The 14,435-nt window shown below is 67.3% G+C and carries 5 protein-coding genes; 1 reads left to right on the plus strand and 4 read right to left on the minus strand.

What is annotated here, in order from left to right; all coding sequences use genetic code 11:
- Window positions 1–11 precede the first annotated feature (11 nt).
- The 4 genes from AC3DE3_RS03650 to AC3DE3_RS03665 form a co-directional block, all read right to left on the minus strand.
- The gene (locus tag AC3DE3_RS03650; RefSeq protein WP_488368982.1) at window positions 12–3,440 is read right to left on the minus strand and encodes an ATP-binding protein; all 3,429 of its coding nucleotides are present in this window, start codon (window positions 3,438–3,440) and stop codon (window positions 12–14) included.
- Window positions 3,433–4,068 (minus strand): DUF4194 domain-containing protein, encoded by a 636-nt coding sequence (locus AC3DE3_RS03655; protein WP_488368983.1) that lies wholly within the window; start codon window positions 4,066–4,068, stop codon window positions 3,433–3,435. Before AC3DE3_RS03655 ends, AC3DE3_RS03650 begins: the two co-directional genes overlap by 8 nt.
- On the minus strand, window positions 4,065–5,498 hold the full coding sequence (locus tag AC3DE3_RS03660; RefSeq protein ID WP_488368984.1) for a DUF3375 domain-containing protein: 1,434 nt from the start codon (window positions 5,496–5,498) through the stop codon (window positions 4,065–4,067). Before AC3DE3_RS03660 ends, AC3DE3_RS03655 begins: the two co-directional genes overlap by 4 nt.
- Before the next feature lie 261 nt (window positions 5,499–5,759).
- Window positions 5,760–11,189, minus strand: coding sequence for a DUF4011 domain-containing protein (locus tag AC3DE3_RS03665; protein WP_488368985.1), 5,430 nt, complete (start codon window positions 11,187–11,189; stop codon window positions 5,760–5,762).
- A gap of 264 nt (window positions 11,190–11,453) precedes the next feature.
- Here AC3DE3_RS03665 and AC3DE3_RS03670 point away from each other — a divergent pair, with 264 nt between their 5' ends.
- Window positions 11,454–14,435, plus strand: a complete 2,982-nt coding sequence (locus AC3DE3_RS03670) for a helicase-related protein (protein WP_488368986.1) — start codon at window positions 11,454–11,456, stop codon at window positions 14,433–14,435.

Below are 14,435 nucleotides of genomic sequence, written 5' to 3' on the forward strand. Positions count from 1 at the left end.
GGGCCAGTTTCTCACTGCCCCCCGCGCAACTCGTGATACTCCTCGGTCGTCATCTGCACCAGCCGCGAACAGCGGCCGTCCACGTTGTCCACGTACCCGATCGACCGCACGTAGGGCGCGATCACCTGCACCTTCTGCAGCGGGGTGACGATCAGCAGCTGGATGCCGAGTTTGGCGAACAGCTCCAGCGCGTAGCGGGTCGAGGAGTCGGAGCCGCGGCCAAAGGCCTCGTCGATTACCGCAAAGCGGAAGTCGCGGGCCTTGTCGGCTCCCCATTCCAGTCCGAACTGGTAGGCCAGGGACGCGGCCAGGATGGTGTAGGCCAGCTTCTCCTTCTGCCCGCCGGACTTGCCGTCGGAATCCCGGTAGTGCTCCCATTCCTGATCGGTCTCGCGATCCCGCTCGGAGGCGGAGAAGGTGTACCAGTTGCGGACGTCGGTGACCCGGGAGCGCCAGGCGCGGTCGCCGTCGCTGTGGCCCTCTCGGCCCCGCAGCCGCTCGAGGATGGCCCGGACCTGCTCGTACCGCTCCTCGGAGTACTGCCCCTCGCCGCCGAATGCCTGGTCGGTGACCCCGCGCAGGTCGGCGCGGAACTGGCGGACCTCCTGGTTGACCGTGTGCTCCCGGTCCAGGCGCACGTAGCGGCCGGGGTTGAAGTCGATCGCCCCCAGCGCCTCGTTGGTCTTCTCGATCTTCTGACCGATGTCGTCGGCCTGGCGCAGCAGCCAGTTGTGGAAGCCGGCCAGCTCGCGGATCGTGTTCTTGCGCAGCTGCTCCTCGAACTCGCCCACGAACCGCGGGAGGTCGTCGTCGGCCAGGCGGGCGTGGAACCGCACGAACTCGTCCCGCGCGGCGATCGAGGCGTCCATCTCCTTGGTCTGGTCCGGCCACCGCCGGCAGATCTCGGCCATGGCCTGCTGGATGCGGGTGGTCAGCGCGTTGAGTTCCCGCTGGGCCCGCTCCACGTCGGCGTCCACGGCGTCGCCCAGCGCCTGCTCGGCGGTGTGGGCCTCGTCCGCGGTCTGGGCGTACTCGGCGCCCTTGTCCTCGGTGTAGCCCAGGCGCTCGCGCAGCTGCGGGTACACCTCCCGGGCGGCGTACAGCAGCTCGTCGTCGAGCTCGGCCAGGGCCCGCTGGTCCCGCGCCATCTGCCGGGTCTCGTGGTCGATGCTGCTCTGCCAGCGGCTGCGGTGATCGGCCAGTTCCCGCTCGTCCTCCGCCAGCGCGGCCCTACGGCTGTCGAGGTCGGCCAGCCGCCGGTCGATCTCGGCCATCTCGCTGCTGCCCTCGACCAGGCGGCGCCGCTCCGCCTCGGCGGACTCGGCGCGCTCCTTGGCCTCGACCCAGTCCAGGTCCCGCCACGTGGTGTACTCCGCCAGGCGGATGAGCGCGGTGCGCGCCTCCCCCAGCGTGGCCTGGTCGCGTACGGCGGCGTCGAGCCTCGTGGCCCGCTCGGCGACCTCGCCCTCCAGCTGGGCGCGGCGGGACCGCAGCGCGGTCACCTTGTCCTCGGTCCGCCAGCCCAGCACCCAGCCGCGGGCGTCGGTGGCCGACTGCCGGTCGTCCTTGACGTGCCAGCCACGGGACCGGATCTGCCCCTGGATGGTCACGGCGCGGTCGGCGGCGCGAAACTCCTCCATGGTCTCCGCGCACCGGTGGTCGGCGCGCGCGTAGAGCTCCTTGGCCAGGTAGCCCCGCAGCGGGGAGTCGGCGATCTCGATGGTGTCGGCCAGCAGCAACCCCGCCGCCTGCGGCCGCTGCAGCGGCACGTGCCGCTCGGGCACCCGCTCGTAGACCAGCCGGACGCCCACCTCGCGGCCGTCGGAACGGCGGGCGGTGAGCCGGCGCGAGTTCACCCACTCGGACACGCCCGCGTACAGGCTCTCCGGCACCAGCAGGGACAGGGCGAACCCACGCAGCACCCGCTCGGCCGCGCCGCGCCACTGCGCGTGCTCCTGGGCCACGTCCATCAGCTCGCCCGCGAAGGGCAGGTCGGCGGCGTCCACGCCGAGCTCGGTGCACAGCTGGTCGCGGACCTGTAGCTGCTCGGCGGGGATGTTGCTCGAGCGCCCGGACACGCTCTCCAGCTCCTGGGTCACCTCGCGCAGCAGCCGCCGGCGCTCGCCGTGGTCCATCACCAGGGCGTCGTGCCGGGTCTTGAGATCGGCGGCCAGGGTGTCGAGCTCGGCCTGGCGGGCGGCGACGTGCTCGGCCAGGCGGGTGAACCCCGCCTCGTCGGTCACCGGGTCCAGTCCGGCGCGGTGGAGGGCGTCGGTGAACCTGTCCCGACGACGACGACGCTCCTCGAACTGCTCCCGCGCAGCGGCGGCATCACGCTCGAGATCCCCCACGCGGTTACCGCCGGATTCGGCGCGCACGGTGACCAGGCCATCGCGCTCGGTGGCCAGCTCCTGCGTCCGCTCGCGCATGCGCGCCAGCTCGGCGGTGGCGGTGGCGACCTCGTGGCCCAGGGTGTCGATCTCGGACTGGCGCAGGGCCAGCCGCAGCTCGGCGAAGTAGGGCCGGATCGCCATCCGCTCGTCCCGCAGGCGCTCCCGGCGCCGGAGGGCGGCGTCGTAGGTCTCGATGGACTCGACCAGCGGCTCCAGCGCGTCCAGCTGGGTCCGGGCCCGCTTGACCGCGTCGTGGGCGCGGGTGAGGTCCTCGAAGTGCCGGAGGATGCCCTCGATCCGCGCCGAGGCGTCGGCGGGTTCGAGCATGTGGGTGCGGACGAACTCGTTGAGGTCGCCCACCGACTTCATAGAGATGGTCTGGTGGAACAGCTCCATGGCCTGCTCAGACCGGATCCCCAGCAGCCGGCGCATCGCCCGGCCGTAGGTCGGGAAGTCCTTCTCCACCGCGGCGCCGGAGTCCTTGAGCCGGGTGAGCAGCGTGGACAGGTCGGTGCCGAAGTCGGTGAATTCGCCCTCGATCGACAGCGCCCGGTCGGCGGTGACGAACCGGCGCCACGGCTGGCCGGTGGCGTCCTGCTGCTGGAAGACCTGCGCGAGAGTGACCTCGTCGCCGTAGCCCTCGTTGCGGAACACGCCCAGGATCACCGAGTACGAGCGCGCGTCGCGCAGCCCCACGGGCCGGACGGTGCCGGTGGCCTCGTTGCGCTCGGTCTTGTGGTGGCCCTCCACGTAGGACCGCAGGGTGCGCTCCTTGCGGGCGGCGCCGGCGGCCTTGTTGTAGTCGATCCGGTGCGAGGGCAGCATCAGCGTGCTCACCGCGTCCACGAGGGTGGACTTGCCGCTGCCGATGTCGCCGGTGAGCAGCAGCGTCTCCCCCGCCGGATCCAGGTGCCACACCCGGGAGTCGAAGGTGCCCCAGTTGAGGACCTCCAGCCGGGCCAGGCGGAACCCGGGCCGGCCCTTGACCCCCAGCTCGACCGGGGAGAACAGGCCGCTGGCCGTGCCGCTCGTCAGGCCGCTAGTCATTCTGTGCCCCCGCTTCGGCGTACTCGGCGAGCTTGGCCGAGAAATCGGACAGGGTCTCGGCGTCGACGTACGCCTTGAGGATCCGGCGGACCTCCCACGTGCCCTTGCGGTCCTTGAGCTGGCGCAGGAACCCCATCCCGACCAGCCGGTTGATGGAGGCGTCCACCTGATGGGCCTCGCGGGCCTCGTCGGTGCTGCGCGCCAGGAAGAGTTGGATCATCTCCACGATCTCGTCGTGGGTGAGCACCAACTGCCCGGGATCGCCGGCGGACTCGAACTCGGCGAGCCGCTTGCGCAGCAGGACCAGCAGCAGGCTGTCGGCGTAGGTCAGGCTGCGGCGACGGATCACCCGGGGAAGCGCGTCCTCGCCCTCCGGGGTGTCGGCGGTGCGCAGGTAGGCGTAGCCCTCGTCGTCGTCGATCACCACCTCCAGGCCGACCACGGCGAAGTGGTCGCGGACGGCGCCCTGGTGGCGGACGAGGTCGTCCCAGGCGTCGGTCTCCTGGTAGACCACGCCCTGCATGAGGCGGATGGCGCTGACGGCCACCGCTCGTTCGGGGGCGGCGCGGTCGGGTCCAGCACTGTCGGATGCGCTGCGGTCGGGGGCGGCGCGGTGTGCCTCGCTCATCGGCGCCTGACCTCCACCCGCGGCATCACTGCACGCATGGACCTGCCGGCCTCGTGGTACTGGATCACGGTCTCCTCGTGCTCGTTGGTGGTCACCTCGAGGTCGTCGTCCTTGAGCGCCAGGTAGCCGACGATCTCGGCCGCCCCGTGCTGCAGGGGGTACATGGTGACGATGTCCTCCAGGCGGGCGGTGCCGCGGACCGGGATCAGCGCCCGGATGCGGGAGGCCAGGCGGGCGGGGTCGACGACGACCTGGTCGGTCAGCACCGAGGTGTCGACCTCCTCGGTGTCCACAGGATCGAGCAGGCTGTTGACCTCCGCGGCGGGCCGGGCGGTGAACAGCGGACGATCCGTGGGCAGCGCGACGTCGACGGCAGTCTCCTCCAGCTCCAGCCCGATTTCCGGGAGCTCGCCCTCGCGGACCTGCAGCGCGGACGTCTCGATCTGGCGCACCAGGTCCAGCACCCGCCGGTTCTCCAGCCACACCTGGTCGTCGGTGAATCGGCGCAGCTGCTCGGAGATGTTGCGGACCGTCTGCTGCGTACGCTCCGCGGCCTCCGCCCAGCCGTGGTGCACCGTGCGCAGGCGCCGGTCCGCGCCGAGCTCGTCGATGCCGGTGAGGCGCTCGAGCAGCATGGACAGCTCCTCCTGGCCTGAGGTGGACAGCAGCAGGTCGTAGAAGGCCTGGAAGCTGCGGCCCTGGTCGGAGGAGTCGATCATGCTGCGGCCGTGGACGAGCTCGGCCAGCAGCTCGCCCTTGCTGCCCTGCCACGTGGCGATGCGCTCGCGCGCCGAGCGGTCCAGGGCGCGGAAGTTCTCCTCCACCTGGCGGAAGTCGGCCAGCAGCTCGCGGGCGGTGGTGGCGAACTGCTGGTAGCGCTCGCGGACCGCGGTGCGGTCCAACAGGCCGGAGGCCGGGTCCTGGCGGAGCTGGTCAATCTCGCGCTCGATGTCCTGCTTGCGGCGCTCGAGTTGGTCCAGGCGCTTGGCGGGGTCGGACTCGGTGCCCTGGGCGATCTGGCGCAGCAGGTCCACCGCGGTCTGCAGGCGCGACTCGGTGCCCACGAAGGACGTTTCGGCAAGGCCCTGCACCCAGGCGTAGGCCTTCTCTAGGGCCGGGGTGGCGTCGTAGTGGATCTCGTCCGCGCCCAGCGGGTAGAAGCGGCGCAGGAAGCCCGCCTCCGGGCCGGCCCAGTCCGCCAGGTACTCGGCGGCCGTGCGCAGGAACCGCGGATTCTCCGGATCCTGGGCGTTGATGGCGTAGAGCTGGTCGTCCAGCGCCGCCACCAGCTCGCCCTCCGGGCTGGCGCCCCGGCCCTCATCCACAAAGAACCGGCCCAGCACCGTGAGCAGCAGCGGCGCGTGCGTGGCGCGCAGCATCCGCCAGGCGGGATGCCGCTCGCGGAGCGCCTCGATCTGCGCGTACTCCACGTGGGGCTCCTCGGGGTGGGTGACTGTAGGTGACGGCGGCTCGGGCACCGAGGGGACAGTCTAGGAGCGGGGGGTGAGGAGGTCGCGGCGGGGCGATGTCGAATGAACCTCATCACTCGAATTGAGCTGCGCTGCCTCTGGCCACGACCTTCCTGCCGGTGTGGGCTTCATTGGCTGGGCCGCTCCTCAGCGTGGTCCGTATCCGGTCCATAATCGCTGCGCCCGGTATCTGGAACCACCCGAGGCGCGGTCCTGCGGAGCTCAGGAGATTGCCCCGTCGTCGTCGATGGTCAGGGAGCCCTCTAGATGACATTGCTCCATGACGTTCTCGATGATTCGGCGGGCAGGTCGGGTCACCTGTGAATCCCCCGCGATGCGAACGAGTTCCTCCACCAGTCGTTCGCGATCGATGATTAAGTGTTCGCCCACTAGTTGGATAGCTGCAAACTTTAGTTCGGGGTCGGAGATCTCCGTGACAACCGTGCGCGCCCCGGTATTGACCGGCGTGCGGAAGAAGTCGACCGGCTTACCGACGGCGTGCACGAACCCTCGTTCATCACGGGTGAAACGTGGATCCCTGTCTATCTCTCCGATGACCTGTGCCTGCTGCTCCGGCTTCACCCTGGCGACGCCCAACGAGGCCTTCAGCATTTCGTGCATCCGGTTTTCGCTCACCGGAGCCTCTTCGAGAAGCGCCGCGAGAAACGCACTGTAGGAGACGCCATCTCGAACGGTCGGCGCGACTTCGGCGAACTCGTAGGGCTGGACCCACGTCGGAAGCGAGCCAGTGTCTCCACCCTGGCCGACCGATCGGTCACCGTCAGGCTCGTCGGCCGACTCGTCTCGATCGGTCGATGCGCCGAAGTCGAGTTCCACCGAGTCAACAGCCGCGCTGCCGCCCACGCTACTCACATGGACTTCGTGAGCAGGGGCCGAGTCGGCGATGGCGTTCTCGATCGCCAGCTTCAATGCCCAAACCTGATTGTCCCTGTCACGCCACCAGCTGAGGCCCCAGATCCGGTGGAGACGCCACCCGAGTCCCTCCAGGACGGCATGACGAAGCCGGTCGCGATCACGCGCCGTCGGGGCCGAGTGATAGGCGGCCCCATCACATTCGATTCCGAGCGCATACGTGCCGGGCCGATCCGGGTGCCGGACGGCCATGTCGATCCGGTACCCGGCCACACCGACCTGGGTCACCACCTCGTACCCCCAGGACTCGATCTGAGCGAGGACCTGGTCCTCGAAAACGCTCTCGGTTCCGCCCAAGCTGTCCTCGGAATCGATAGCGAGGACGCCCGGACCGTTCTGCGCGTAATTTATGAACCGCCGGAGGTGACGAAGCGTCTCGTTGTCCCCCGGAGTCAACTGGTCGTGTTCGAAAGAGGCCACGACCTCGAGGCGTCGGCGAGCACGGGTGATGGCCACGTTGAGCCGTCTCCAGCCGCCCTTCTTGTTGAGCGGCCCGAACGTCATCGTGAACTTGCCGTGCTCATCGGGCCCGTAGCCGATCGACATGATGATGACATCACGCTCGTCACCCTGGACGTTCTCCAATGCCTTCACGAAGAAGTCGTCGATCCCCGCTCCGGAATTCAGCAGTGACCCGATAGCGGAGGCTTCCTGCGCGAGTCGCTCCATGGCGCCCTGAACCGCGGTCCGTTGCGCCTCGGACATGGTGACGACGCCGATCGATAGGTCAGGATAGTTCTCTGCGAAGAACCGCACGCGTTCGGCGACCTTCGCGGCCTCGATGGGGTTGTCTCTGGAGGTTCCCCGCCGGTAGACGCCATGCGCGTGGTGGAAGCTGACACCGAGGTCGTCGGCCTCGTAGGTGGCACTCGGGAACGTCAGGAGGCGTCCCTTGTAGAAAGCTCGGTTCGAGAACGCGATCAGACTCTCGTGCCTGGATCGGTAGTGCCACGTGAGCGGCAGCGGAGTCAGGCCGGCTGCCTTCGCGGAATCGAGGACCGACTCGAAGTCGTCCAATTCCTCGTCGGACTCGTCGTCGGTACCCGAGAAGAACGAAGTGGGAGGTAGCTGCTTCTGATCACCTGCGACGATGAGCTGTCGGCCGCGGTAAATGCAGTTCACGGCATCTTCGGGCTTGACCTGGGACGCTTCGTCGAAGACTACGACGTCGAACCTCGTCGTGGCCGGGACATAGTTCGACACCGTCAGGGGGCTCATCATCATGCAGGGCTTGATCAATTGGACGACATCCGTGGACCGATCAAGCAGCTTCCGAATCGGAAGGTGACGAGTTTTCTTCTCGGACTCGCGAATGATCACCTGTGCCCCGGGTTCTTGCAACACGCCACGGATTCTGCCGTTGTACGCGCGGATGATCCTGGAATAGGCACTCCTGAGGAGCTGCTGGTCGAGATTCGCGAACGTGGCGACGAGTTGGTTACGTTCGAAGGAGCGCCACCGCTCGAGCCGAAGGTCGGACAGCGATACCTGATCGATCCATGAATCGAGCAGCGCCCCCACCAGGATGTCAGAGACCTTGGACGCTTCCATGTCCTTGTCCACACAGAAGTCCGCAACCCTACCCAACCCCTGTTCGTCGATGAACGAGCGGCACTGAACGAGGTTGTCCACGAGGGGGATGACCCGGGGTGCCTCGTCGGAAGCATTGGCAAGGAGATCGATGCAGTGGGACGGAGTCCCGGCCAGTTCCTCTGCGAGCTCGTCCCGACGCTCTGCTGCGAACATCGCCAAAAAGTCCCCGACGGCGGCGCGATAGGCGGCGAGCGCGTCGTTCACATCGGCCGAGAAGCGGGGCACCCTGTATAGCGCCTCGTAGTCCTCACGCTCGAGTCTCCGCCCGACCGCAGCGCGGATCGCTTCAGCCCACTCGAGATCAGCCAACAGTTCATCTCGATCGAGCCCTTGCGGGTTGCTGAGTCCCAGCTGGTCGAGCTTCCCTTGGAGTTCCGCCTCGTTGTCGCCCAACTCGATGATGCGGACGAGCAGCGAGAGGACGCGGGTCGAATCTGCACCTGGCTCGTCGCCAGGACTCAACGCTTCGTAGGACTCGGCCAACACGCCTGCGAGATTCCAGAGGGAATCCAGGGTCCGACGAACCTCCTGCGCGGTGGCATCGATCGGCAGGGTATTCCAGGCCTTGACGAGCCTGCGGACTTCCGAGTTCTCCAGGTGTGAATGGACGGCTGATCGATGCTCATGGACCGACTGTGCGGCCGGGAGGAGGGTGGGAGCGGGAGTCCCATCCGACGCCAACTGTTCCGCCACCGAAGCCAACGGCACGGTGAGTCCCGCGATCTGAACGGCGGTCTCGCCGAGATCGAGAGCCGACATGTAGTTCTCGATTGACTCAGCGCTCGGATCGGGAGCGAACCCGAGGACGAGTGCCGCCTTCTCGCACTCGGCGGACAATCGGTTCGCGGCCGCCTCCCACTGCACTGCACTGGGCAACTGCTCGATAATCCGCTTCGGCACTTTGCCGCTGACCGTGTGCTGCTTCAACAGCTTGCGATCGGCCCGCCCGGGCTTCGACCAGACGCTCCCCTTGTGCGCGGCGAACCGCTGTACGAGTGACTGCAAGTCCTCGCCGAGGAGCGACGGCAGGAAGAACTCCGAGGCCTTTGCCCGCGCGTCCTCCTCTGCGCGTGCCGCCTCTCCGATCGCCGCCACGGTGGCGGAAATCTGCGGCAGACGCGCCGGGTCGAACCATGTCGCGGGCGGTCGGTTCGGGTTTGTGGCGAGTCCGGCCAGGTCGACGAGGTGCGCGACCTGGGCTCCGGTCACCGCCGCCTCGTCGAGGCCGAACGCCCGGACCAGTAAGCCCAGCGCACCCTTCATCTCCGCGAGGTGTTGGGCGCACGAGCCGAGCTCGGCTGCAGCAGCACGGGCGGAATCCGCGTTCCACTGACCGCTGAGCGGTTCGAGTGCGGCGGTGAGCCGTTCGTGGAGGTTACGTGCATCACACGTCCGCCAGGAGTCCTTGACGATCGCGTCGAGCTTCCGGCTCTCTGCTGCACACGTGTCGCGAAGCGCGAGCAACTCATTCAATCGATCGGCGATGGAAGCCATCTCGTTGGCGAACCATTCGAAGGGCACCCTCCGTGGTGCCCACATGAGGTCCGCGAGCCGTAGTCGCTGTCCGAGCTCGTCGATGTTCGCTGCCGGGGGAAGGTCGAAATCCTCGTCGAGCGTGCTCACAGCGTCCAGGACGGTGGTGAGCGCATCGACCGCCTGACGGGTGTTGAGCTTTGCGAGGTTAATCTCGTTGCGGGAATGGGTGGAGGTCGCGAGCCCAACCCACACCGGATCCGTCAACTCATTGAACTCTGTCTGACTCTCGGCGTACCTGCCGGCGATCTTCTCCGCTTCTCTCAGCGCCTTGTCGTCCAGGTGCTCGACATCAACCGGAGAGCTCAGGGGAGGCAGCGCGATCCCCTGCACCCGGCGGTCTACCTCGCCGATGGCGGAGATGAGCGACCTGCCGAGTGGCTGACGATTTTCGTTCATGGCGGCGGCGAAACTGGTGAGATCGTCGATCGAATCGGCGAGGGCCCCCAAGTCACCGGAATTCATCCGGCTCCGCTCGGATACCGACGTGGTGAGAGTCTCAGCCAGGTGTTGTGCGACTTCCTTCCTGGTTCGATCCCCGTGGAGGTTGAGGACCAGGTGCCCCAGCCCGGATTCGGCCAGGCGCTTCTCCACGACCTCTAGGGCCGCCACCTTTTCGGAAACGAACAGAACCGACTTTCCCGCTGCGATCAGCTCGGCGATGATGTTGGTGATCGTCTGGCTTTTGCCGGTACCGGGAGGACCGTCCATCACGAAGCTCTGTCCGTCGAGAGCTGCGGCAACGCACTGTCGCTGCGAAGAATCGGCATCGAGAATGCTCATCGACGACCCGAGTGGGCGATAGGTATCGAGGGTCGAGAGGGGCCGGGGTTCGAAGGGGAATTCGTGGGCGGCCGGAGCGTCCGATCCCACCGCGAGCATCTGGACCAGGGGATGGTTCAAGATCTGCTGATAGTTGTCACGCAGGTCGTAGAACATCGCCAGCTTGGGGAATGAGAAGTTTGCCAACACCGTCCGCTCGCGAAGCTCCCATCCCGCAGGAAGACTGCTGGCGAGCTCGGCGAGAAGATCCACAGGGGATTCAGCCTCATCGTCGTCCGAGACGGTGATGTCGAACTCTCGGAGCTTCAGGCGGAGTGCAGGGTTGAACTGTATTTCCTCGTCGCGAATGGCGACCTTCCACGGCTTCCCCACACCGTCGCGCTTCATGTCCACGGGGATCATGAGGACGGGCGATTCCGGCTTCTCGCCCGCCACCGGATCGTTCCAGTGAAGCATCCCGAGGCCGAGATGTAATGACCACACACCCTGGCCGGTCGAGACGTCCCGAGCCTTGTTCAGAAGCGCCGTGGCGGCGTTCTGAATCGCCTTCTCAGTTACGTTCGGGCAGTACAGCGTGTCACCACCGCGGGGGGCTATGACAGTTCCATCCTCATCCTTGCCGGACGTGAGGACCAGGTTTGTCGAGTTGACCCGGCCGTACAGGTCGGCGAGGGAATCGGACCGGATCTCCAGGGTCCCCACGCGCAGGTGCTTGAAGTAGAGCAGCTTCTGCCGCTTGCTCAGGTCGATCAGCGATTCGCGCCACCCGCGAAGCTGGTGAGAAATTCGGTCTTCTATCTCGGTCGTCACGACGCTGTTCTCAGTCCTCGAAGTCAAAGGTCGGCCGATCTGTGTAGGCAGAAGTTGTCGTCGACAAAGATCATAAGAGTCTGCTCAGACAACGACGGGTCCAGAGGTGCTTGGCGCCGATGTAAACACCGGGCACTCGAGCTCCTCTCCGCAGGATCCTGCCATTTCGCGCCTGACACCTGTCCAGGATTCCGTGCGGAAAAGTGTGATCACCACTAACCTCAGGGGTTCCTTTCCCGAGGATCAAGACGAAGGACTTCGCCTGTGCCCAGCACTCAGACCGCCCAGATCGTCGATACAGGTCAGGTCCCCTTCGCCCCCGGCGTCACGGTGGTGGTGCGGGACGAGGAGTGGCTCATCACGGCAGTTGAGCGGGCGGCGACGCCCTCGTCCGGGGGCGAGAGCTATCTCCTCCACGTGCGTGGGGTGAGCCCTTACGTTCGGGACACCACCGCGTCCTTCTACACGGATCTGGACGACGTACGACCCCTCGACCCGAGGGACTCGACGGTCGTCGCCGACGACTCCCCCGGGTACCGTCGCTCGCGTCTGTGGCTCGAATCCACACTGCGGCGCACGCCGGTCCCCCTCTACGACGAGTCGCTGCACGTCGCCCCGCAGATGCTCGCGGACCATCTCGAGTACCAGCTCAGTGCGGTCCGCAAGGCGCTGTCCAACAAGGCTCTGCGACCTCGCCTGCTGATTGCGGATGCTGTGGGGCTGGGCAAGACTCTGGAGATCGGAATGATTCTCGCCGAGCTCATCCGTCGCGGCAGAGGCGAACGGATCCTGGTGGTGACCCCGCGCCACGTCCTGGAGCAGATGCAGCAGGAGCTCTGGACTCGCTTCGCGATCCCGCTGGTCCGGCTGGACTCGGTGGGTATCCAGAAAGTGCGCCGCACGCTCCCGGCTACGCGCAACCCGTTCACGTACTTCCCTCGGGTGATCGTCTCGATGGACACGCTCAAGTCCGCCAAGTACAAGGCCCAACTCGAGCGGGTGCGGTGGGACGCGATCGTGATGGACGAGATCCACAACGCCACTAACGCTTCCACGCAGAACAACAAGCTCGCCCGCCTGCTGGCCCCCACCACGGAGGCACTGCTACTGGCCTCGGCCACGCCGCACAACGGCAAGGCGGAGAGCTTCGAGGAGATCCTCAGCTTGCTGGACCCGACGGTGGTCCACCCGGACGGCAGTGTCCGGCGCGAGGATCTGGAGCGGCTCATCATTCGTCGGCACCGGCACAGCCCGGAGGTGGCCAATGAGGTGGGTGCGGCGTGGGCGGAGCGTGCTGAACCGAACAACGTGCTGGTGCCGGCGTCTCTCCAGGAGTCGGCCCTGGCCCGGGAGATTCGTGACACGTGGACGGGCCCCGGGGTGCGCCCGCCTTCGGGCGACAACCGGCTCTTCCCGTGGACCTTGGCCAAGGCCTACCTCTCCTCCCCTGCTGCACTCTCGGAGTCGGTGGCCAACCGCCGCAAGACCACCGGCGAACCGGCCGAGCGGGCGGCGCTTGACCGGCTGGCAGAACTCGCGACCGAGGTCACGCCGGCGACGAGCGCCAAGTACCAGGAACTCCTGCGCCACCTGGGTTCGATAGGGATCGGCCCCAGGAGTCCGCAGCGGGTGGTGATCTTCTCCGAGCGCGTGGCCACGCTGCACTGGCTGCAGTCCAACCTGGCACGGGACCTCAAGCTCAAGCTCGAGGCGGTGGAGGTGATGCACGGTGGCCTGTCTGATCAGGAGCAGATGGATGTGGTGGACGCGTTCAAGCGCTCGTCGAGTCCGCTGCGTGTCCTGGTCACTGGCGATGTGGCGTCGGAGGGCGTCAACCTGCATTCGCAGTGCCACCAGCTGGTGCACTACGACATCCCGTGGTCGCTGATCCGCATCCAGCAGCGCAATGGCCGCGTGGACCGCTACGGGCAGCGGACTTCACCGGTCATCACCACGCTGCTGCTCGACCCTCCGGAGGCCGCGGCCCCGGGCGATCTGCGGGTGCTGCAGCGGCTGATGGAGCGCGAATACGAGGCGCACACCCAGCTCGGCGACGTGGCGTCGCTCATGGGTGAGCACTCGGTCCGCGGCGAGGAGGACGCGATTCGCGAGGTGCTGGCTCGGCGCCGCGACTTTGACGACGCGGTGCGTAGCCCGGAGCAGGTCACCGAGGCCGTCCGCGAGGCGGGCGCCGCAGAGGCGGTGGACTTGGACGACATCGACGCCTGGTTGGAGCTGATGGGGGCGGGCGGCACCGAGGAAGGTGCCGGTGGCAGCGCCAGTGAATATGACGACGACGAGGCCACCACTACCAGCGGGACGAACTCAGATATCGAGGGCCGCCGGAGCGTCTACTCCTCCGAGGTCTCCTACCTCGAGGATGCTGTGAACGAGGCCTTCCACGGAACGCCCGAGGCGCCGAGGCGGGCCGGGGGCATCGCGTGGCGTCGTCACGCCAACGACGTCGCTCAGCTTGAGCCGACTGACGACCTGATTCGCCGTCTCGACCTGCTTCCCGAAGATTATGTCCGTCAGCGACAGGTCCGCGAGCAGTTGACGCTGGCTACCTCACCGCAACGGGCAACGGATTCGCTCCTGGAAGCACGGGAGGGCGCCTCGGAGACCACGTGGCCGATCGCGCACTTCCTCGGGCCGCTGCATCCGGTCACGGATTGGGCAGCCGACCGGGCGCTGTCGTCGATGGCGCGGCTGGAGGTGCCGACAATCCGCGGCCGCGTCGACCACCCCACGGTCCTTGTGATGGGAACGCTGATGAACCGTCGCGGGCAGGTGGTCTCCCGAGCGTTCCACGTGGTGGAGTTCCGCACGCCCACGTTCCCGGCTGGCAGAACGATCCCGGACGTGTACGCCTGGCTGCGGGATCTGGGGCTCGACGGGTCGGCCACCAACCCTGGCCCCGTCGCTCAGTCCGACGAGTTCTCTGCGCTCATCCCCACTGCGGTGGAGGAGACCGGGGCGAGTCTGGACGGCATGTTCGCCTCGGCATCGGCGGAGGCCGAGTCGAGGGTGGAGTACTGGCACAACCGCTCCGACGAGTGGAGCACCGAGGCCGGAGAATTGTTTAACTCCGCCAAGTGGCGCGACCGCTCCCGCCGGGTCCGCGAGGAGGCCGAGCTCGCCGAGCAGCTCCGTCCCGAGCAACGGCTGGTGCGGCCCCTCGTCGTCGTCGTCCCCCACGACCATCCCGTGGCCGCCGAGGCCACCACCGACCGGAAGGATCGCTGA

This window comes from Dietzia sp. IBK-p2-16D, from assembly GCF_057773085.1.

Coding starts and splice junctions, on each gene's coding strand:
- AC3DE3_RS03650 (WP_488368982.1), bottom strand. CDS start 3,440: ATGACTAGCGGCCTGACGAGCGGCACGGCCAGCGGCCTGTTCTCCCCG.
- AC3DE3_RS03655 (WP_488368983.1), bottom strand. CDS start 4,068: ATGAGCGAGGCACACCGCGCCGCCCCCGACCGCAGCGCATCCGACAGT.